Consider the following 18,552-nt stretch of genomic DNA (forward strand, 5'->3'; position numbering starts at 1 on the left):
GACATGCCTGCGGTGGTGCGTCCGTTGGGTCGTCCCGGCGACCTGGGCTGGGTGATCATGGCGCACGGGGAGACGTACGCCGCGCAGTTCGGCTGGGACGCCGACTTCGAGGCGCTGGTGGCGCGCATCGTCGCCGACTACGCCGAGAAGCACGACCCGGCGCGGGAAGCGGCCTGGATCGCCGAGGTGGACGGCGCCCGGGTGGGCTCGGTGTTCTGTGTGGCCGCCGACCGGGACACCGCGCAGCTCCGGATTCTGCTGGTCGAACCGGCGGCGCGCGGCCACGGCCTGGGTGCCCGGCTGGTGGACGAGTGCCTGAACCACGCCCGCGCCGCCGGCTTCCGGCGGATCGTGCTCTGGACCAACGACGTGCTGGCCTCGGCGCGTCGCATCTACCAGGCGGCCGGCTTCACGCTCGACGAGGAACAGCCGCATCGCAGCTTCGGTGCGGATCTGGTCGGACAGACCTGGTCCCGCCGGCTGTGATGCGGCCCCGGCCGGTGGTCAGGGGACCGTGCGTTCGACCGCCGCGGCGCCGTCGCGCTCGAGTTCGGCGCGGGCCCGCTCGATGTTCTCCGGTGTCGGGTCCTTGCCCTGCGCCACGGCGAGGTCGGCCGGCTCCCACGGCTGGTCCGCGCCGGTGCGGATCTCCGGCGCCGGCCCCGGCTCCCGGAACTCCGGGGTGTCGGCGTCCGGCCCGCCGCCGGTGACGAACGCGGGCACCGCCACGTCGTCCGCCACGGCGTCCGCGACCTGCTGTGTCTCCTCCAACGGCTGCTGATACGGCTCGGTCATGGTGCCTCCCCAGGCGTCGCTCTCGGTACCGCTCTCGTTACCCTTACCCCGCCGATGCACCCATTACCACCGCCGACGAGCATGAGCGACGACCGGAACGGACGGCCGGTCGGTCCAAGTCCGAATCAAGCGCAATCCGGACAGCAATCGCGCTCATCGGATGGACGCTCAGTAGTGAGACGAATACATTTCTGTCCCTGCGCGTGCGGGTGCTCCGGCGGGGATCGCTCGACGTCGCGCGTCGCCGTGCGCGGCGGCCGTGTGGCGTGGCACGCGGGGCTAGGAGACCAACATGACCGAACCCACTGGGCGGCAGAAGTGAGCGGCCTGCCGGATGCGGAACGGGATGCCTGTGACGTGGTCCAGGCGCTGGCCGGGCTGGCCGCCCTGCTCCGGACGCCGGGCCTGGATCCGCCGGACGCCGCCGGAGCGGACGATCCGACCCTGATCGAGGCGCGGCACCTACTGCAGGCGCTGGCCGAGGACGGCGGCGCGGCGGCGGGGCGGGTGCTGGCGTACCTGCGCCTGCTCCGTGGGCCGGGCGACGGCGCCTCGGCCGCGGTCCAGCCCCGGCTGGGGCCGTGGCGGGACTGGACCCCGTCGCGTGGTCACCTGTTCGGGGACCCGGGCGGTGCCCGGCGGCTCGGGCATCTGCCGCATCCACGCCGCTGCGACCCGGGCGAGTGACAGGCGTTCACCGGTTCGGGTGACGCTCGTCAGAGTGAACCTCGCAGCCGGGCGGACGGCGGCATGCCGAACCGCGCCCGGTACGCGGACGCGAACCGGCCCAGGTGGGCGAACCCCCACCGGTGTGCCACCGCGGCCACGGTGACCTGGGCGGGATCGGCTAGCCCGAGGTCCTCGTGCACCCGCGCCAGGCGTACCTCCTGCAGGTAGGTCATCGGGGCGCGGCCCACGTGCTGGCGGAATCCGTCCTGCAACGAGCGCACGCTCGTGCCGGCGATGCCGGCCAGGTCGGCGACCGAGAAGGGGCGTTCCGGCTCGTCGTGGATCGCGTCCAGGGCGCGGCGGATGGCCCGCGGCGGACCCGGCCGGCGCGGCGTCACCAGCTCGTCGCGGTACTGGTGCGCGACGCTGAGCAGCAGGCCGGTCATCAGCGTCTGCCGCATCCGGGCGGCGATCAGCGGTTGCCGCAGCAGGCCCTCCGGCTGGCGCGCCTCGGTGTGCAGCAGCCGCAGCAGCCGGCACCAACTCTGTCCGGGCCCGTCGGCGACGTCCATCACCGGCGCGAGGTCGATCGGCCCGGGTACCGGCCGGTCCAGCAGCGCGGCCAGCTCCGACTCCAGCGCGGACCGGTCGAACTTGATCTCGAGTTCGGTGAGGTCGGCCTCGGTCAGCGCACAGATCGTGCCGTGCGGACCGAAGACCGCCGCGGTGCACGCCTGCGCCACCGTCTCGCGGCCGGCATGCCGGATCACCGTGCGGCCCCGCAGCGGCAGGCTCACGTGATAGGCGTTCATCTCCGCCGTAACCGCCATCGACCCGGCGTAGCGCACGGTCCCGACCGTGATCGGTCCGAGTTGGATCATCTCCAGGTCGATGCCGAAGCGCTCACCACCGTCCGGGCGGAACGTGACCGGGTAGAACGGTCCGCTGAGGACGGAATGCGCATGATCGGGATCGTGACTGCTGAACCTGACGACCGTGGGATTCCGGTCGACCGGTGCGGCATCGGGGGGTACTCGATTCATGTCAGAGCGCAGTCCGCTGCATACCGTGAGTATTTTGGTCGATGTACCCTAGCGTCAATCCGGGGGGCTCGGAGTGACCGTTCCAGCACATTCCGGCCATATGAACTACTCTGGCGTTCCGCGCCTACGTGGCGTAACTTGCAGACCAGCGGAATGTTGTTGGCACGCGGTCCGAAGGTCGGTGGCCCCGGGCGAGGCTCCGAAGACAATGCGCAGCTGGTCGGCGCATTCACCCCCCGCGGAAGGTCGGCGTCGTTCGTCATGACGCCAGGAAGAGGGCAGCCGTGTATCTGCCGATCACCACCCGTCAGTTGGCCGACGGCACCGTCGAGATCGCCCCCTGTGGGGAGATCGACCTGGACAATGCCCACGTGATGCGGGACGCCGTCAACGACGTGCTGACCTCCACCACGCCGGGCAAGATCTGCCTCGACCTGCAACGGGTGATGCTGATCGACAGCATCGGCATCGGCATCCTGGTCGCCTGCTTCCACACCGCGGCCGCCAGCGGGGTGAAGCTCGTGGTGAGCCATCCCAGCCCCACGGTGTACCGCCAGCTCTGGGTGTCCGGCCTGGTCGGGCTGCTCGGCTGCGCGGAGCCGCCGTCGCCGCGTACCTCGGTGGGCCTGCGCCCGTCCTGACGCCCGGTCAGCCGGCGAGCGGAAGCCGGTAGACCGAGACGTGCGACCGGGATTCCGCGGTGAACTCGGCTCCGGCCCAGTCCGCGTGCCGGCTCTCCAGCTCGAACCCGGCCAGCTGGGCCATGAGATCGAGTTCGGCCGGCCAGATGTAGCGGTGCGGGGTGCGGAACAGCCGGGCCTCGGTGCCGTCGCCGAACCGGAAGTGGTGCGACACGACGCGCTGCCGGAGCAGGTCGTAGGTGTCCAGGCCGAGATAGCCGGCCTCGCTGTGCCAGACCGTGGCCTGCTGACCCGGCGGCAGCTTGCGCAGCTCCGGGACCCAGAGTTCGATCACGAACCGGCCGCCCGGGGTGAGGTGCCGGGCGGCGTTGCGGAAGCAGGCCACCTGCCCGGCCTGGGTGAGCAGGTTGGCGATCGTGTTGTAGACCAGATAGACCAGGGTGTACGTCCCCGGGGCGACCGCGGTGCTCATGTCGCCGGCGATCACCGGGACGGTCGCCTCGTCGACCTTCGTGCGGAGCTGGTCGATCATCGGCTCGGACAGCTCGATGCCGGTGACCGGCACGCCGCGTTCGGCCAGCGGCACGGCCACCCGGCCGGTTCCCACGGCGAACTCCAGCGCCCGTCCGCCCTCGGCGAGCTCGGCGAGGCGGTCCACGGTCGGCCCCAGCAGCTCGGCCGCGAACATGCCGGTGCCCGGCGTGTCGTAGTCGCGGGCCGCGTCGGCGGTCCAGATGTCCGGTTGCTCCTCCATCGGCACACGATCGCCACCGCGTGCCGCGCTGTCCAGCGAATTCCGGCCTACCCCCGGTCGCTTAGCGTGGGCGGGTGACTCGGCGCCGGCTCCTGACCATCCTGCTCCTGCTCTGTTACACGGCCGGAGTCGCCGCGGTCACGCTGCTGCCGATCGTCCCGCGATCCCCCGAATACTGGGCCGGCGAGCCGTGGTGGACGATGTTCCGCTGGGTGCCGTTCGACGTCGACATGCCCAGCTTCACCTTGAACGTGATCATGTTCGTCCCGTTCGGAATCCTGGTGCCGTCGCTGTGGCCGGCCGCCGACACGGTACGCCGGATAGCGCTCCGCGCCGCCTGCGCCAGCCTGGCGATCGAGTCGACCCAGTTCGTCCTGGGCATGACGCTCGGCTCCCGGCGTACCGTCGACGTGAACGACCTCATCGCCAACACGGCCGGAGCCCTGCTCGGACTGCTGGTGTTGCACCTGGCCCTGCCGCACGCGGCACACCGGGCCGGGCTGGCACCGGCCGGCCCGCGCACCGTCGCCGCGGTCAGGTCAGCGGATCGGGCTCCCACTGATTGATCCGGATGAGCAGGCCGTCCGGGCTGCGCACCTCGAGCTGCTCGCCGAAGTCACGGTGTTCGGCGATCTCCGCACCCGGCAACCGCTGCCGGAGCTGTTCGAGCGGTGCGGTGGCGCCGAAGACCAGGTCGACCGCGGACTCGCCGCGGATCGGGTCGGCCGGCCTGCGGACCAGGCCGATCTGGACGGTACCCACCTGCATCAGCACCCAGTCGGCGTCCTCGGTGCCGTGGATGATCTCGCCGCCGAGGCGGCGGTAGAACTCCACGGACGCGGGCATGTCGCGGACGTGCACGAGTGGCTGCAGATGGAGACCGGGGGAGGTCACCGGCGGTTGGTCGGCCATGACGGGCTCCTGTCGGGTCGGTCGGCGCACGGTTCGGGCGCCGACAGGCCTAACGAGTGGTACCCGGCATCGATTGTGTCTGTGGCCGACTCGGCCGCGGAGTCCGCCGGAGCACCAGGACACCGCCGACGCCCGGGACGAACGCGAGCAGCCGCAGCCCGCGCCGCGACGTGGCCTGCCAGGTCGCCAGGATGACGACGAGGTACGCGGCGCCGTGCGTCGGGCCGAGCAGCGACGACACCGCCGCCCGGTGCACGGTCACGAGGTTGAGCAGGAGCAGGGCGAGCGTGGCCAGCTCGACCCGGGCGGCGATCCGGAGCAGCACGTCACACCCCCGTGGTGGAGCCCGGGCGGACGATCATCAGCACCACCACGGTGGCCCAGAGCAGGTTGAAGACGCCGGTCGCCAGGCTCAGCCGGGCCGCCGTCCCGCCGCCCAGCACGGTGGCCTGGCCGGGCAGGACCGCGAGGCCCAGTACGGCCGCCGCGGCGACGGTCAACCCGATCGAGGTGAGCAGCCAGGCGTCGGTGAGCACGCCCAGGCTGGTCGCGGTGGCCAGTCCGAAGACCGGCACCACGACGCCGACCGTGGCATAGACGCGGCAGATCCGGTGCAGGGTACGCAGCCCCGCCGCGTCGCCCCGGCGCACCACGGCCGGGAACATGCTGGCCGCCACGGTGACCGGCCCGACCGCCACGATCGCCGCCAGCACATGCAGGGAGAGGAGCACTTTTGTCACGCGCCGACGCTAGGCGCGCGCCGACCGGCCGGACAGTGGCCGGAACGCCACACAGCGACGGATTCTCGCCACCCGGTCAGTCGTTCAGCTGGGCCCGCTCGATCTCGCCCAGCGCCCGGTCGAGGTGGTCCCGCGTCGACCGCCACCCGCGCAGGTCGGCGAGCAGCAGCGCGGCATGCCGGGCCAGGGTGTCCGGCTTGGGCGGGGGCTCGCCGTCCTCCTCCAGCACGCCGAGCGCACCGGCCAGCAGGAAGAGCAGCACGTGCGGGTCGACGTCGGGCGCCCAGGTCGCCGACTCCCGCACGCAGTGGGTCAGCACCGCACGCACGTCGTCGCCGTCCAGACCGTCGGGGTGCCGGTCCTCGAGCATCAGCCGCACCGTCGTGCCGAGGATCAGGCCCACCTGCGCCTGATCGAGCGCCGCCAGATCACCGGCCGCCCCGGCCAGCGCCGCGGAGTCGTGGGCCAGCGCCGCGGCGACGGCGGCGTCGGTGGCCGCGGCGATCGGCCGGGCCGCGGCCGGCAGATGCCGCCAGTCGTCGGTCATGGCGAACCTTCTCGGGTCATGAGCGGACCTTAGCCGCCGGCACCGACACCGTCGCCGGGCCGTGCCGCCGGGGGATCCGGGTAGCCGGCGAGCGTCCGGAGGCCCGGCGGCGCCGGTCGGAAAATGTCGGTGGGTGCTGGCAGTCTGTGTCCATGGCTGCTCCCGGATCGCTGCACGACGCCATGGCCGCCCGCGTGGACCGTGGCGAGTTCCCCGGCATCGTCACGCTGGTGGCGCGCGACGAGGAGGTGACGGTCGACGCGATCGGCGTGACCCGGCTGGGCGGGGACGTGCCGATGCGGCGGGACACGCCGTTCCGCGTCACGTCGATGACCAAGCCGATCCTCGCGGCGGTCACCATGATGCTGGTCGAGGACGACCTGCTCGACCTGGAGGAGCCGGTGCAGCGCCTGCTCCCCGAGCTGGCCGGCCGGCGCGTGCTGGTCAGCTCCGGCGCACCGCTGGACCAGACCGTCCCGGCGCACCGCCCGGTCACGGTCGACGACCTGCTGACGTTCCGGCTCGGCTTCGGCCTGATCACCGAGCCGGAGGTCGATCCGCCGGTGCCGGTCAACCTCCGGGCCGACGAGCTCGGGCTCGCGCTGGGCCCGCCCGAGCCCCGGACCCCGCACGATCCCGACGAGTGGATGCGCCGGTTCGGCACGCTGCCGCTGATCTACCAGCCCGGCGAGCGGTGGAACTACAACGCCGGCAGCCTGGTGCTCGGTGTGCTGGTGGCCCGTGCCGCCGGCCGGCCGCTGGGCGACGTGCTGCGCGAGCGCCTGTTCGATCCGCTCGGCATGCGCGAGACCGGGTTCTGGCTGCCCGCCGAGCGCGCCCGCGAGCTACCCGCGCAGTACATGTCCGATCCGGCCACCGGCACCCTCGTGGAAAACGCGCACACCGTGCCCGAGGTGTGGAGCAGCCCGCCCGCCTTCCCGTCCGGCGCCGGCGGTCTGGTGACCACGGTGGACGAGTTCCTGGCCTTCGCCCGGATGCTGCTGCACCGCGGCGTGCACGGCGGCACCCGCCTGCTGTCCGAGAAGTCGGTCGAGGCGATGACCACCAACCACCTCACTCCGGAGCAGGTCGAGGGCGGGCGCCACTTCCTCGGCGGTCACGGTTGGGGCCTCGGCATGGGCGTCGCGATCCGGCCCGACGAGGTCACCCCGGTCCCCGGCCGGTACGGCTGGTCCGGGGGCTACGGCTCGAACTGGTTCAACGACCCGCACGAACGTCTCATCGGCATCGCGCTGACCCAGGTGAGCGACTTCCTCTGGAACGGCGCGCTGACCGAGTTCCAGCAACTCTCCTACCACGTCCACCCGTCCCGCCCCGGAGGTGAGCAGTGACCAGCCTCGACGCCGTGACCGCCTGGATCGACAACTACCGGCAGGCCTGGGCCACCAACGACCCACAGCTGATCGCCGACCTGTTCACCGAGGACGCGGCCTACTTCCCCGAGCCGTTCACCACCCCGTGGCGCGGCCGCGACGAGATCGTGGCCAAGTGGCTGGCGCGCAAGGATCAGGCCGGCACCTGGACGTTCGAGTGGCATCCGCTGATCGTCACCGACGACCTGGCGGTCATCGAGGGCGAGACGGTGTATCCGGACCGGCGGTACAGCAACATGTGGGTGCTGCGGCTGGACCAGCTCGGCCAGGCACGCCAGTTCACCGAGTGGTGGATGGACCAGTCCAAGCCGAGTTAGCGCGGGTGCTGTTCCACCTCCTCGGTCGCTCGACCGGGTGGCGGGACCGCGATGTCAGAGCCAGCCGTGGTCGCGGGCCCGGGCGACGGCCTCCGCGCGGTTGTGCACGCCCAGCTTGGTGACGATGGCGGTGAGGTGGTTGCGCACCGTGCCGGGCGACAGGTGCAGGCGCCGCGCCACCATGGACACCGGGACGTCCGGGTCGGCGTGCCGGAGCACGTCCAGTTCGCGGGGGCTGAGCGGGCACTCCGGCAGGCTCAGGGCGTCCGCCGCGAGGGCCGGGTCGACGTACCGGCCGCCGGCGTGGACGCGACGGATCACGTCGGCCAGCGCGCCGCCGGGGGAGCCCTTCGGCAGGAAACCACGTGCGCCGGCGGCCAGCGCCCGCGGCACCTGCGCGGGCCGCCCGCGACCGGTCAGGATCACCACGGCGCAGGACGGCAGCACGCGGGCCAGTTCGGCGGCCACCGCCAGGCCGTCCAGCGCGGGCATCTGCAGGTCCACCACCGCGACGTCGGGCCGGTGGGCCAGCGCGGCGGTGACCGCGGCGTGGCCGTCGGGGGCCTGCGCCACCACCTCGATGTCGGGTTCGAGGTCGAGCAACGCGGCCACCGCCACCCGGATGAGTTCCTCGTCGTCGGCGAGCAGGACCCTGATCACGGGTCCGAGCGTACGACGGCCTCGACCGTGAACCGGCCGTCGCCGGCGGTGGTGCGCAGGTTTCCGCCGGCCTCGGCGAGACGTTCGGCCAGTCCGGTCAGCCCGTAGCTGTGCCGGTCCGGCCCGCCGGCGAGGACGCCGTCGTTGACCACGGTCATCGTCACCGCGCCCGCGGGCCCGCCGTGCCGGACGCCGATGGTGCACCAGGTCGCGCGGCTGTGCCGCAACACGTTCGTGGTGGCCTCGCGCAGCACCGCGGCCAGCGGCACCGCGACCTGTTCCGGGAGGTCGCCGTCCGGGGCGGTGACCGTGCAGCGTACGCCCGAGGACCGCAGCACCTGTTCGATCGCGGACAGCTCCGCCCGCAGGTCGACCTGACGGTAGCCGTGCACCACCTCGCGCACCTCGGCCAGTGCGGACGCGGCCATCCGGCGTACCTCCGCCGCTTCCCGCCCGGCCCGGTCGGCGTCCACCGGCGCGAGCCGTTCGGCCAGCTCGGCCTTCAGCGCGATCACCGACAGGCGGTGTCCGAGCAGGTCGTGCACGTCGCGGGCGAAGCGCAGCCGCTCCTCGGAGGCGGCCAGCCGGGCCTGGGCGTCGCGGGCCTGGTCGGCCTGCACCAGCAGGTCCCAGAACCACACCGGCAGCGCGTTCAGGAGGGCGATGCTCAGGCCGATGCCGACCGCGATCAGCACCGGCCCGGCCGGATCGTCGCCGTTGGCCGCGGCGATCGCCGCGGTGACCGCCGCGACGAGTGCGGACGCCAGCGCCGCGACCGGCCGCCGGGCCAGCACCGGCAGCACCCCGATCAGGCAGCTGGCCAGCCAGGCCCAGGTGGGCCAGCTGCCGCCGACCGGACCGACCAGGGGTACGGACAGCACGGACGCGGCCACCAGCCCGATGATCGCCCGCCGCCGCGCGCCCGCGCCCAGCCACGGTGTGACCAGGACGTGCAGGACGGCCGCCTGGGCCGCCACGAAGAGCGTGATGCCCACGGCGCCGAGTGCCACCCGCCGCGGGTCCGGTTCGCGCCACAGGCCGATGGCCGGCAGGAACAGTGCCATGGCGGCGTTCGCGGTCAGCGCGGCCAGCGTGACCACCCGCGCCCGGCGCAGCCTCCGGGTGCCCTCCTCAGCCTGCATCGCCCGATGCTAGGCGTGCCGGGGCCACGGTCCGGCCATGACATCGTCACGGTGCCGTCGTGACGGTGTGCCGGTGCCGGTTGCGCCGGAACCGGCCGACGCTCGGGGCATGACGACCTCGACTCGAACGTTCCTGCGCCACGCCGGCGAGATGCTGCTCGCGATGGTCCTCGGCATGCTGCTGATCGGTCCGGTGTGGGCGTACCTCGTACCCGGTGATCTGCTGGCCCGGCCGGACGTCGCGGCCGGCACCATGGCGACCGGCATGGCGGTCGCGATGGCCGTTTGGATGTGGCATCGCGGGCACCGCGGCGGGGCGGTGGCGGAGATGACCGCGGCCATGTACCTGCCGTTCCTGGTGCTGCTGGTGCCCTGGTGGGCCGGGCTGCTGCCGGCCGGCGCGGTGCTGCCGGCCGGGCATCTGCTGATGCTGCCGGCCATGCTGCTGGCGATGTGGCACCGCGCCGCGGAGTACTCCGCCCACCGGGCGCGCCCGGTCCGGTCCGGGGCGGCGGCGGTGCTGAACCGGTGGCCGACCGCGTTCGCGCTGCTGGTCACGGTGGATCAGATGGTGGATCCGCGGCCGGTGCCGGCGTACGCGATGCTCGTCCTGCCGTTCGGTTACCTGAGCATCGGCGCCGTCCGGGGCACGCTGCGCCCGCGCCGGGTGCTGATCACGCAACTCGGCGGGCTGGGCGCGTACCTCCTGTTGGTTCTTGCCGCGACGGTCGCCTCCGGCGATCTCGCCCTGTCGCTGATCGGCGCGGGCTGGCTGGCGCACGCCGGTTGGGACGTCTGGCATCACCGGCGCGACGCCGTGGTGCCGCGCGGTTTCGCGGAGTGGTGCGCCGTGGTGGATGCGGTGATCGGCATCAGCGTGCTGGCCGTCGCGGTCGCCTGAGTGGGGCCGGATGTCCGGTCGTCACCCGTTCGGTGATTGATGTCGGTAGCGATTTGCCCTGTTCACCGTCCCGTCCCGCGGTTGCTGAGATGGGGGTGTGCGAATTCGCGCGGTAACCGGCAGACTGCCTCGGGTGGACGTGCAGCAGCAGACGCTCGGCGGCCGCTACAAGCTGTTGAACGAACTGGGCAGCGGCGGCATGGCCGTGGTGTGGCGTGCCCGGGACGAGGTGCTGGGCCGGTCGGTCGCGGTGAAGCTGCTGGCCGGCCGGTTCGCCGGCGACCCGCAGTCGCGGGCCCGCATCCGGGACGAGGCGCGGGCCGCGGCGACGCTGTCCCATCCGAACATCGCGCAGGTGTACGACTTCGGCGAGTCGAACGAGAGCGGCGCCTGCCGCCCGTACGTCGTGATGGAGCTGGTCAACGGCCCCACCCTGGCCCAGCGGGTGGCCTTCGGACCGCTACCGCCGCGCGCCGTGTTCCGGATCTGCGGTGAGGTCGCGTCCGCGCTCGCCGCCGCCCACGCCGACGGCCTGGTGCACCGCGACATCAAACCGGCGAACGTCATGGTCACGCCGACCGGGGCGAAGGTGGTCGACTTCGGCATCGCCGCGGCGGCCGGACCGGCGGTGCCGGACGAGGTGCTGCTGGGTACGCCCGCCTACCTGGCCCCGGAGCGGCTGAAGGGCGCCGCGGTCGAGCCGGCCTCGGACGTCTACGCGCTCGGGGTGCTGCTCTACCGGCTGCTCGCGAACGAGTCGCCGTGGAGCGTCGAGAGCACCACCCAGATGCTGGACGCCCACGTGTACGTCGAACCGGCACCGTTGCCGCAGCTCGCGGGCGTGCCACCGGCCGTCACCGACCTGGTGCACCGCTGCCTGCGCAAGGACCCGGGCGGCCGGCCCAGCGCCGCGCAGGTGTCCGCGGTGCTGGCCCGGGTGGCCCGCGCACCGGCACTGCACGGTGCGCCGGCGGACAGCCCCGCCGAGCGCACCGCCACACCGGCGGAACCGGCCCAGGGCGCGGTGGCGCCGGCCGACGGTGGCGGCGACGGCCATCGCAGCCTGTGGCGTGGTGACGGCAACCTGGAGCGGGGACCCGCCGCCGGGGACGCCGCCGCACCGCGCAGCGCGGGTGACCTGGCGGCCGTTCCGGCCGCGGCCGGCGAGGAGCCGGACGCCCCGGCGACCGGCGGCGCCGCGACGCCGGGCGGCCCGATCCCGGACGCCGTCCCGGCCGTCCCGCGACGGCGGCGGCCGATCGTGCTCGCGGTGGCCGGATCCGCCCTGGCCCTGGTGGTGGCACTGCTGCTCTGGACGCTCGTACCGGTGGACTCCGGCGACCACCGGAACCGCGCCGCGGTCGTGCCCACGGTGCCGCGCCAGCCGACCGGCGAGCCCGACGGTTCCGGCTCGTTCGGTGGGGTGCCGGCCCCGGCGGCGCAGGAGACGCCGCTGCCGGTGCCGGACGGTGACCGGCCGGACCGCACGCCGCGGGCCGGGACGTCCGCCGCCACCACCGGGTCACCGGACGGCGCCCCGGAGGGCGGGACGATCCGGCCGCCGGCCGAGCCGTCGATCACCACCGCCCCGGTGGTGCCGACCCGGCCGCCGGCGGGTGGACGGGAACTGTCGTCCGACGGCGGCTCGGTGATCGCCCGCTGCGTCGAGGGCGGCCGGGCGCAGCTGGCGTCGTGGACGGCGAGCGATCCGTACCAGGTCGACCGGGTGAACGCCGGGCCCGCGCTGAGTGCCGCGATCGTGTTCCGGAAGACCGGCGGCCGGATCCGGATGACCGTGACGTGTGTCGGCGGCGTACCCACGGCGGTGGTCCTGCCGTTGTGAGGTCCCACCGGCGGTCAGCCGGTACGGCGGGAACGGGCCAGCGCCAGCCCACCCAGGACGATGGCGATCAGGCCCACCACGAGCGCCACGACGGCCCCGCCCAGCCCGTTCCCGGTGCCGACGCCGCCCTCCGCGGTGGTCGCGACCAACCCGCCGAGGGCCATCGCGATCAGCCCGGCCGGCAGGGCCACGGCGGCGCCGAGCCGCCCCGAGCCGGTGCCGAAACGACCCGCCGGACGGACCAGCGCCAGAACGCCGACGACCACGCCGAACAACCCGAGTACGCCCGCCGCGCCGGCGCCGAGCCGGCCGGAACTCATCGCCAGGACGTCGGCGGCGACCGGCTCGACCGGGACGTACGCGGACGCCGGTGCGGCCGGCCCGACCCCGAGCAGGCCGGCTCCGCCCACCGCGACCAGCAGTCGGACCGACATCGAAGCGTGTGACCCTCGCATGTCCCTCTCCCGTTCCGTGCATGGTGGTTTCGTCAGATCATGTCGCCGGACGCACCGCCGGGCGTCCCGCACACGGACGCACTTCGCGCTGCTGCGGGCGCGGCAGAAATCGGGAAAGTACTGCGTACGCAGCAGTCCACCACTCGTCCGGCGGGAGGAATCGCCGGCGGCGGCATCCGGGCTAAGGTGCGCGCATGCGCACAGGGCGGGCCGGTGTCCGGGACGGGGTGATCGCCCTCTGCGTGGCGGCGACCACGCTGATCGCCGGGCGGTCCGAGAACCACGCGGTCCCGGATCTCGACCTGCTCGGCCACCTGCTGCTGGCGGCCGCCGGCCTGGCCCTGGTGGCGCGCCGCCGGGCTCCGGTCACGGTTCTCGCGGTGACCGGGGTGTGCGCCGTGGGCTACCAGGCGATCGGTTTCGACGTGCCCGCCGTCGCGTTCCTGTTCGCGGTGTACGCCGCCGTCCGGGCGGGACACCGCCTGATCACCGTGGCGGTGTCCGTGGCCATGCTGGCCGCCCTCCCGCTGGCCGCGCTGGCGTCGCCGCACGACTGGCCGGTGGCGGAGGCGTTCGCGCAGGCCCGGGGCGCCCTGGAAGTGGCCTGGCTGATCGCCGCGGGTGCCGCGGGGGAGGCGCTGCGCCAGGCCGAGCGGCGGGCCGACGAGGCCGAGCGCACCCGGGAGGAGACCGCGCGGCGGCGCGCCGACGAGGAGCGGCTGCACATCGCGCGGGAGCTGCACGACTCGCTCACCCACCAGATCTCGGTCATCAAGGTGCAGGCCGAGGCCGCCGTCCACGTGGCCCGCAAGCGTGGCGAACCGGTGCCCGACGCGCTGCTGGCGATCCGCGAGGCCGGCCGGGAGGCGTCCCGGGAACTGCGGGCGACCCTGGAGGCGCTGCGCGACGACCGCACCCCGCCGCACGGGCTCGACCACGTGCCGGAACTGGTGGAACGGGTCCGCGCGACCGGCCTCGACGCGACGCTGACCATCGCGGGACAGCGGCCCGAGGTGCCGGCGGCGGTGGACCGGACGGCGTACCGGATCGTGCAGGAGTCGCTCACCAACATCGCCCGGCACGCCTCCGCCGCGACGGCGTCGGTGCGGATCGACTACGGTCCGGACGCTCTCGCGATCCGGGTCGACGACGACGGCACCGGTACGCCGGATGCCGCGCCGGTGCCCGGGGTCGGACTGCTCGGGATGCGGGAACGGGTCGCCGCGCTGGGCGGCCGGCTGCGCGCCGAGCCGCGCGGCGAGGGCGGTTTCACCGTCCAGGCCGAACTGCCGGTGGGCCGTACCCCATGATCCGGGTCCTGTTGGTGGACGATCAGCCGTTGCTGCGCAGCGGCTTCCGCGCCCTGCTCGACGTGGAGGACGACATCGAGGTGGTGGCCGAGGCCGCCGACGGCCGGGAGGGTCTGGCGCTCGCCCGGGAACACCTGCCGGACATCGCGCTGATCGACATCCAGATGCCGGTCCTGGACGGCATCGAGACGACCCGGCGCATCGCGGCGGACCCGGCGCTGGCCGGCGTGCACGTGGTCATCCTGACCAACTACGGCCTGGACGAGTACGTCTTCAACGCGCTGCGGGCCGGCGCCGCGGGTTTCCTGGTGAAGGACATCGTGCCGGAGGACTTCCTGCACGCCGTCCGCGTGGCCGCGCGGGGCGACGCCCTGCTGGCGCCGTCGATCACCCGCAAGCTGATCGACCGGTACGTCACCGAGCCGTCGCCCACCGGCGCCGGTCCGGGGCTGGCCGGGCTGACCAACCGGGAACGCGAGACCGTGGTGCTGGTCGCGCAGGGGCTGTCCAACGAGCAGATCGCGGCCCGCATGGTGATCAGCCCGTTGACCGCCAAGACCCACGTGAACCGGGCGATGGCCAAGCTGCACGCCCGGGACCGCGCCCAGCTCGTCATCCTCGCGTACGAGTCCGGGCTGGTGGCGCCGCGCAGCCGCTGACCCGTGGTGTCCGACCGAGGTGACGGCCGGCTGCCACCACCCGCCTCGGCGGTACACCACGGTCGAGCCCCCCCTCGACAGCTACCGGGGTGCGGGCGCACGGCGTGGCGCGTACTGCGGCACGTACTGCTGGCCGGTCAGCGCCCGGATCCGCGCCATCACCTCGTCGGTCACCGCCCGGATGTCGGCCGGACCGTCGATCCGGCCGGCGACCGGCACCGGCTCGCCGAACCGGACGGTGACGCGGCCCGGGCGCGGGACGCGGGCGTCGATGGGCAGGACCCGGTCGGTGCCGAGCACGCCGACCGGGATGATCGGCACCTCGGCCCGCTGGGCCAGGCGGACCATGCCGGTGCGGCCGCGGTAGAGCCGCCCGTCGGGGGAGCGCGTGCCCTCGGGGTAGAGGGCGATCAGCCCGCCGCCGCCGAGGACCGGGATTGCGGCGTCGAACGCGGTCAGCGCGGCCCGCCCGCCGCCCCGCTCCACCTTGATCGCGCCCAGACCGGTCACCAGGGCGTGGGTGAACCGGCCGCGGACGCCGCGCCCCGAGAAGTACTCCGCCTTCGCCCAGAACGCGACGTGCCGGGGCACCACCGCCGCCAGGAACAACTCGTCGGCCACCGAGAGGTGGTTCCCGGCCAGGATCGCCGCTCCGGTGCGGGGTACGTGCTCCAGGCCGTGGACGGCCGGCCGCCAGCACCGCCGGAGGATGCTTCCGACGGTGCGGTGGCTCAGGGTGTACAGCGGCGGCACGCGGTTCTCCTCAGGGTGACGGTCGCATCGGACCGAGGTGGGCTTCGAGGGCCGCGTGCAGCAGCGGCTCCACGTCGTCGGTGCCGGTGGCCAGCCGGAGGCTGCCCCAGTTCCGCAGCTCGACGATGCCGTGCAGGTTCGTCCACAGTGCACCGGCCAGCACGGTGGGCGGCGTCCCGGTGCCGGGCCGGGCGCGCGAGATCAGGTCCACCGCCATCTCGAACAGGGGCAGGCTGCTGTCGCGCAGCCCCAGGTGGTTGCTCTCCAGCAGGTCGTGCCGGAACATCAGCTCGAACATGCCCCGGTCGCGGCAGCCGAAGTCGACATACCGCCGGGCCAGCGCCGCCAGCCGGGCACGCGGATCGTCCGGGCAGTCGGCCAGTGTCTGGGTGATCTGCGCGGTCAGGTCGGCGAACCCGGTGCGGGCGATCTCGGACAGCAGGGCCAGGTGGGTCGGGAAGTAGCGGCGGGGGGCGCCGTGCGAGACGCCGGCCCGTCTGGCGATCTCCCGCAGGGTGAGTGTCGCCGCCCCGTCCGAGCGCACGAGGTCCACCCCTACCTGCACCAGCCGGGCCCGCAACCCGGTGTCGCCGACCATAGACACTGTCTACCAGGCTCCGTAGACAGTGTCTACCAACTTGACGACCGGGACCGTCCCGAGCAGAGGATGGGTGATGACGTCACCCCTCTCGACGCCTCCCGCCATCGCGGCCGGCACCCTCGCCGCCGGCCCGCAGCCGCTCCTCTCCGCCGACGGTGGCCTGCTGCTGCGGCCATGGGAAGCGGCCGACGCCCCGGTCTTCCTGGCCGCCTACCGGGACCCGGAGATCCGGCACTGGCACACCCGTCAACCCGCGTCCGAGGACCGCGTCCGCGCCTGGTTCGAGCAGTACCGCCGGGACTGGGCCGAGGAGCGGGGCGGGCACTGGGCGGTGACCCGCGGCGGCGGGGAGGTGCTGGGGCGCATCGCGATGCGCGGCATGGACTTCGACGACGGCGTCGCCGGGTGTGCGTACTGGGTGCTTCCGGCCGCCCGCGGGGCCCGGGTGGGCGCCCGGGCGCTCACCGCCCTGAGCGACTGGGGCCTCGGCGTGGCCGGCTTCCACCGCCTGGAGCTGGAACACTCCACCCGCAACGTGGCCTCCTGCCGGGTCGCCGAGACGTCCGGCTTCCGCCTGGAGGGGACCAAGCGATGTTCCGCCGTGCACACCGACGGCCGGCACGACATGCACCTGCATGCCCGTATTCGCAGCGACGATGTGGTCTTGGAGCCCGCTTCCCTAAACTGACCGAATGCTTCGGGGCGGTCGAGAGGCGGCATTGCCACTCTGGCCGCTGTACCTGATCTTCGGCGGGTTGCCACTGTGGTGGGTCCTGGGTGGACTGCAGCTGGGCTGGCCGCTGTTCGGGTTGCTGCTCGCAGCGCTGCTGTTGAGCCGCGGGCGGATCAGCCTGCCGACCGGCTCGGCACTGTGGCTGACCCTGCTGGCCATCGTGGTGATCAGCGTGACCCGGCTGGAACAGGCGAGCGAGCTGTTCATGTTCTCGCTCCGGCTCGGTTTCCTGGGCACCGCGTTCGTCATCTACCTGTACGTCTACAACGCCGCCCGGGACGGTGCCCGGTGGCGGCGGCTGCTCGGGCCGCTCTGCTTCTACTGGCTGGGCATGGTCGCGCTGGGCTGGATCGGCGTGTTCAAGCCGACCTTCGCGATCACGACGCCGGTGGAGATCCTGCTCCCCGAGTCGATGACCGAGAACCGGGGCATCCGGGCGTTGGTGCACAGCCACGCCACGGAGTACAACCCGATGAGCCGCAACCCGTACTACCGGACCGCCGCGCCGTATCCGTACACCAACAACTGGGGCACCGGGTTCGCCGTCCTGGTGCCGTGCGTCGTCGCCTACCTCAGTTCGGTGCGCACCGGCGTACTGCGGGTCGCGCTTCTCGTCTCGCTGCCGTTCGCCCTGGTCCCGGCGTTCTGGACGCTCAACCGCGGGATGTTCATCGGACTCGGTGCCGGACTGGTCTATCTCGGCCTCCGCGCCCTGCTGCGCGGTGACGTACGGCTGATCGCCTCGATCGGCGCAGTGGGCGCCCTGGTGTGGGTCGCCACGCTGGTCATCCCGGTCGGTGATCTGATCTCCAACCGGGTGGAGAACACCGACTCCACCCGGGACCGGGCCGACCTCTACGTGCAGACGATCCAGGCGGTCCAGCAGTCGCCGCTGCTGGGATATGGCGGGCCGCGGATGGCCGACACCACGCACGCCGCCGAGCCGCTGGGCACCCAGGGGCAGGTCTGGCTGATGATGTACAGCTACGGCCTCCCCGCCCTGCTGATCTTCCTGGCCTTCTTCTCGGTGATCGCCTGGCGCCTGGCCGCGGCGGTCAGTGCGCCGGGCCGGTGGTTGAGCGTGGTGCCGGTGATCGCGTTGGTGATCACCCCGTTCTACGGCTTCACCGACGTCAACCTGTCGCTGATGTTCTTCAGCATCGGGCTCGCCGTCGCCGCCATCGACGGACCGGTCAACCGGGACCGCCAGGTGGTACAAACTGGCCCAGTTCCGGGCGCCGCCGCGCCGCTAGCGTCGTCGGCATGGAACGGCCGGTGATCAAGCAGCTGATCGACGCGATCAACGCGCACGACCTCGACGCCGTGGTCCGCACGTTCGCCGACGACGTGGTGAGCGGGTGGCCCGCGCATCCGGCCCGCTCGGTGCACGGCGCGGACGCGGTGCGCCGCAACTGGGCGATGATCTTCGCCCGCTTCCCGGACATCCACATCGAGGTGACCGCGTCGGCCGTCGCGGGCGACGACTTCTGGGGCGAGTTCCACTACGTGCGGCCGGGCGCGGCCGACATGCGCGGCGTGAAGGTCGTCACGGTACGCGGCGACCGGATCGTGGCGGCCCGGTTCTACATGGAAGAGGTCGACGCACTGGCCCCCGCGCACCCGATGCCGAATGTCAGCCCGGACGACGTGCCGGCGACCGCGCGAGGATGATCCGCGTTGGCA

General features: G+C 73.2%; 25 protein-coding genes. 13 read left to right on the plus strand and 12 right to left on the minus strand.

Going from position 1 to position 18,552, the window contains the following annotated elements:
* The first annotated feature begins 3 nt into the window (after nt 1-3).
* On the plus strand, nt 4-486 hold the full coding sequence (locus LDL48_RS11535; RefSeq protein WP_225255044.1) for a GNAT family N-acetyltransferase: 483 nt from the start codon (nt 4-6) through the stop codon (nt 484-486).
* An 18-nt stretch (nt 487-504) separates the two neighbouring features.
* Here the strand turns inward: LDL48_RS11535 and LDL48_RS11540 are convergent, their stop codons facing one another.
* Nucleotides 505-795 (minus strand): hypothetical protein, encoded by a 291-nt coding sequence (locus tag LDL48_RS11540; RefSeq protein ID WP_225255045.1) that lies wholly within the window; start codon nt 793-795, stop codon nt 505-507.
* Between the two features lie 318 nt (nt 796-1,113).
* On the opposite strand from LDL48_RS11540, the gene LDL48_RS11545 reads away from it, so the two are divergent.
* Entirely contained in the window at nt 1,114-1,482 is a 369-nt protein-coding gene (locus LDL48_RS11545) for a hypothetical protein (RefSeq protein WP_225255046.1), read from the plus strand.
* Between the two features lie 29 nt (nt 1,483-1,511).
* Here the strand turns inward: LDL48_RS11545 and LDL48_RS11550 are convergent, their stop codons facing one another.
* Nucleotides 1,512-2,507: an AraC family transcriptional regulator gene (locus LDL48_RS11550; RefSeq protein ID WP_225255047.1), complete on the minus strand. Its 996-nt coding sequence runs from the start codon at nt 2,505-2,507 to the stop codon at nt 1,512-1,514.
* A 284-nt stretch (nt 2,508-2,791) separates the two neighbouring features.
* On the opposite strand from LDL48_RS11550, the gene LDL48_RS11555 reads away from it, so the two are divergent.
* Entirely contained in the window at nt 2,792-3,148 is a 357-nt protein-coding gene (locus LDL48_RS11555) for an STAS domain-containing protein (RefSeq protein WP_225255048.1), read from the plus strand.
* Between the two features lie 7 nt (nt 3,149-3,155).
* Here LDL48_RS11555 and LDL48_RS11560 read toward each other — a convergent pair whose 3' ends face one another.
* Nucleotides 3,156-3,902 carry a class I SAM-dependent methyltransferase gene (locus LDL48_RS11560; RefSeq protein ID WP_225255049.1) on the minus strand — a complete coding sequence of 249 codons (747 nt, stop codon included), beginning with the start codon at nt 3,900-3,902 and terminating at the stop codon, nt 3,156-3,158.
* Between the two features lie 74 nt (nt 3,903-3,976).
* On the opposite strand from LDL48_RS11560, the gene LDL48_RS11565 reads away from it, so the two are divergent.
* Nucleotides 3,977-4,468, plus strand: a complete 492-nt coding sequence (locus LDL48_RS11565) for a VanZ family protein (protein ID WP_225255050.1) — start codon at nt 3,977-3,979, stop codon at nt 4,466-4,468.
* Here LDL48_RS11565 and LDL48_RS11570 read toward each other — a convergent pair.
* The 4 genes from LDL48_RS11570 to LDL48_RS11585 all read right to left on the minus strand — a co-directional run bounded on the left by LDL48_RS11570 (nt 4,437) and on the right by LDL48_RS11585 (nt 6,101).
* On the minus strand, nt 4,437-4,814 hold the full coding sequence (locus LDL48_RS11570) for a VOC family protein (RefSeq protein WP_225255051.1): 378 nt from the start codon (nt 4,812-4,814) through the stop codon (nt 4,437-4,439). The two genes, LDL48_RS11565 and LDL48_RS11570, sit on opposite strands and share 32 nt — an antisense overlap.
* Nucleotides 4,815-4,863: 49 nt before the next feature.
* Complete coding sequence (locus LDL48_RS11575; protein WP_225255052.1) at nt 4,864-5,139, minus strand: DUF3817 domain-containing protein; 276 nt, start codon at nt 5,137-5,139, stop codon at nt 4,864-4,866.
* Nucleotide 5,140: 1 nt separating this feature from the next.
* Nucleotides 5,141-5,554 (minus strand): hypothetical protein, encoded by a 414-nt coding sequence (locus tag LDL48_RS11580; RefSeq protein WP_225255053.1) that lies wholly within the window; start codon nt 5,552-5,554, stop codon nt 5,141-5,143.
* 76 nt (nt 5,555-5,630) lie between these two features.
* Nucleotides 5,631-6,101 (minus strand): hypothetical protein, encoded by a 471-nt coding sequence (locus tag LDL48_RS11585; RefSeq protein WP_225255054.1) that lies wholly within the window; start codon nt 6,099-6,101, stop codon nt 5,631-5,633.
* Between the two features lie 152 nt (nt 6,102-6,253).
* Between LDL48_RS11585 and LDL48_RS11590 the strand changes: the two genes are divergently transcribed.
* Entirely contained in the window at nt 6,254-7,453 is a 1,200-nt protein-coding gene (locus LDL48_RS11590; RefSeq protein ID WP_225255055.1) for a serine hydrolase domain-containing protein, read from the plus strand.
* The gene (locus tag LDL48_RS11595) at nt 7,450-7,812 is read left to right on the plus strand and encodes a YybH family protein (RefSeq protein WP_225255056.1); all 363 of its coding nucleotides are present in this window, start codon (nt 7,450-7,452) and stop codon (nt 7,810-7,812) included. Before LDL48_RS11590 ends, LDL48_RS11595 begins: the two co-directional genes overlap by 4 nt.
* Before the next feature lie 54 nt (nt 7,813-7,866).
* Here the strand turns inward: LDL48_RS11595 and LDL48_RS11600 are convergent, their stop codons facing one another.
* A complete protein-coding gene (locus LDL48_RS11600; RefSeq protein WP_225255057.1) occupies nt 7,867-8,472 on the minus strand; it encodes a response regulator transcription factor in 606 nt (201 codons plus the stop codon).
* Nucleotides 8,469-9,614 carry a sensor histidine kinase gene (locus tag LDL48_RS11605; protein ID WP_225255058.1) on the minus strand — a complete coding sequence of 382 codons (1,146 nt, stop codon included), beginning with the start codon at nt 9,612-9,614 and terminating at the stop codon, nt 8,469-8,471. The genes LDL48_RS11600 and LDL48_RS11605 overlap by 4 nt, the downstream gene beginning before the upstream one ends.
* Before the next feature lie 109 nt (nt 9,615-9,723).
* Here LDL48_RS11605 and LDL48_RS11610 point away from each other — a divergent pair, with 109 nt between their 5' ends.
* Complete coding sequence (locus LDL48_RS11610) at nt 9,724-10,515, plus strand: DUF6010 family protein (RefSeq protein ID WP_225255059.1); 792 nt, start codon at nt 9,724-9,726, stop codon at nt 10,513-10,515.
* Between the two features lie 133 nt (nt 10,516-10,648).
* Nucleotides 10,649-12,358, plus strand: a complete 1,710-nt coding sequence (locus LDL48_RS11615; RefSeq protein WP_225255060.1) for a serine/threonine-protein kinase — start codon at nt 10,649-10,651, stop codon at nt 12,356-12,358.
* A gap of 14 nt (nt 12,359-12,372) precedes the next feature.
* On the opposite strand, the gene LDL48_RS11620 is transcribed toward LDL48_RS11615, so the two are convergent.
* The gene (locus tag LDL48_RS11620; protein ID WP_225255061.1) at nt 12,373-12,792 is read right to left on the minus strand and encodes a DUF6223 family protein; all 420 of its coding nucleotides are present in this window, start codon (nt 12,790-12,792) and stop codon (nt 12,373-12,375) included.
* Nucleotides 12,793-13,007: 215 nt separating this feature from the next.
* Between LDL48_RS11620 and LDL48_RS11625 the strand changes: the two genes are divergently transcribed.
* Nucleotides 13,008-14,123, plus strand: a complete 1,116-nt coding sequence (locus LDL48_RS11625) for a sensor histidine kinase (protein ID WP_225255062.1) — start codon at nt 13,008-13,010, stop codon at nt 14,121-14,123.
* A complete protein-coding gene (locus LDL48_RS11630; RefSeq protein ID WP_225255063.1) occupies nt 14,120-14,782 on the plus strand; it encodes a response regulator in 663 nt (220 codons plus the stop codon). Before LDL48_RS11625 ends, LDL48_RS11630 begins: the two co-directional genes overlap by 4 nt.
* Nucleotides 14,783-14,863: 81 nt before the next feature.
* Here the strand turns inward: LDL48_RS11630 and LDL48_RS11635 are convergent, their stop codons facing one another.
* On the minus strand, nt 14,864-15,535 hold the full coding sequence (locus LDL48_RS11635; protein ID WP_225255064.1) for a lysophospholipid acyltransferase family protein: 672 nt from the start codon (nt 15,533-15,535) through the stop codon (nt 14,864-14,866).
* A gap of 10 nt (nt 15,536-15,545) precedes the next feature.
* On the minus strand, nt 15,546-16,133 hold the full coding sequence (locus LDL48_RS11640; protein WP_225255065.1) for a TetR/AcrR family transcriptional regulator: 588 nt from the start codon (nt 16,131-16,133) through the stop codon (nt 15,546-15,548).
* Nucleotides 16,134-16,209: 76 nt separating this feature from the next.
* On the opposite strand from LDL48_RS11640, the gene LDL48_RS11645 reads away from it, so the two are divergent.
* From LDL48_RS11645 to LDL48_RS11655, 3 genes are read left to right on the plus strand one after another with little or no spacing between them, the layout of a single operon-like run.
* Complete coding sequence (locus LDL48_RS11645) at nt 16,210-16,824, plus strand: GNAT family N-acetyltransferase (protein ID WP_225255066.1); 615 nt, start codon at nt 16,210-16,212, stop codon at nt 16,822-16,824.
* A gap of 31 nt (nt 16,825-16,855) precedes the next feature.
* A complete protein-coding gene (locus tag LDL48_RS11650; protein WP_225255067.1) occupies nt 16,856-18,148 on the plus strand; it encodes an O-antigen ligase family protein in 1,293 nt (430 codons plus the stop codon).
* Nucleotides 18,133-18,540: a nuclear transport factor 2 family protein gene (locus LDL48_RS11655; RefSeq protein ID WP_225255068.1), complete on the plus strand. Its 408-nt coding sequence runs from the start codon at nt 18,133-18,135 to the stop codon at nt 18,538-18,540. The genes LDL48_RS11650 and LDL48_RS11655 overlap by 16 nt, the downstream gene beginning before the upstream one ends.
* Nucleotides 18,541-18,552: the final 12 nt, after the last annotated feature.

The sequence above is a fragment of the Jidongwangia harbinensis genome (assembly GCF_020216025.1).
Taxonomy (GTDB): Bacteria; Actinomycetota; Actinomycetes; order Mycobacteriales; family Micromonosporaceae; genus Actinoplanes; species Actinoplanes harbinensis.

Excerpts from the sequence above, each read along its gene's own strand:
- LDL48_RS11535 (WP_225255044.1), top strand. The coding sequence starts at position 4 with ATGCCTGCGGTGGTGCGTCCGTTGGGTCGTCCCGGCGACCTGGGCTGG.
- LDL48_RS11540 (WP_225255045.1), bottom strand. The coding sequence starts at position 795 with ATGACCGAGCCGTATCAGCAGCCGTTGGAGGAGACACAGCAGGTCGCG.
- LDL48_RS11550 (WP_225255047.1), bottom strand. The coding sequence starts at position 2,507 with ATGAATCGAGTACCCCCCGATGCCGCACCGGTCGACCGGAATCCCACG.
- LDL48_RS11560 (WP_225255049.1), bottom strand. The coding sequence starts at position 3,902 with ATGGAGGAGCAACCGGACATCTGGACCGCCGACGCGGCCCGCGACTAC.
- LDL48_RS11570 (WP_225255051.1), bottom strand. The coding sequence starts at position 4,814 with ATGGCCGACCAACCGCCGGTGACCTCCCCCGGTCTCCATCTGCAGCCA.
- LDL48_RS11585 (WP_225255054.1), bottom strand. The coding sequence starts at position 6,101 with ATGACCGACGACTGGCGGCATCTGCCGGCCGCGGCCCGGCCGATCGCC.
- LDL48_RS11590 (WP_225255055.1), top strand. The coding sequence starts at position 6,254 with ATGGCTGCTCCCGGATCGCTGCACGACGCCATGGCCGCCCGCGTGGAC.
- LDL48_RS11605 (WP_225255058.1), bottom strand. The coding sequence starts at position 9,614 with ATGCAGGCTGAGGAGGGCACCCGGAGGCTGCGCCGGGCGCGGGTGGTC.
- LDL48_RS11610 (WP_225255059.1), top strand. The coding sequence starts at position 9,724 with ATGACGACCTCGACTCGAACGTTCCTGCGCCACGCCGGCGAGATGCTG.
- LDL48_RS11620 (WP_225255061.1), bottom strand. The coding sequence starts at position 12,792 with ATGTCGGTCCGACTGCTGGTCGCGGTGGGCGGAGCCGGCCTGCTCGGG.
- LDL48_RS11625 (WP_225255062.1), top strand. The coding sequence starts at position 13,008 with ATGCGCACAGGGCGGGCCGGTGTCCGGGACGGGGTGATCGCCCTCTGC.
- LDL48_RS11630 (WP_225255063.1), top strand. The coding sequence starts at position 14,120 with ATGATCCGGGTCCTGTTGGTGGACGATCAGCCGTTGCTGCGCAGCGGC.
- LDL48_RS11640 (WP_225255065.1), bottom strand. The coding sequence starts at position 16,133 with ATGGTCGGCGACACCGGGTTGCGGGCCCGGCTGGTGCAGGTAGGGGTG.
- LDL48_RS11645 (WP_225255066.1), top strand. The coding sequence starts at position 16,210 with ATGACGTCACCCCTCTCGACGCCTCCCGCCATCGCGGCCGGCACCCTC.
- LDL48_RS11655 (WP_225255068.1), top strand. The coding sequence starts at position 18,133 with ATGGAACGGCCGGTGATCAAGCAGCTGATCGACGCGATCAACGCGCAC.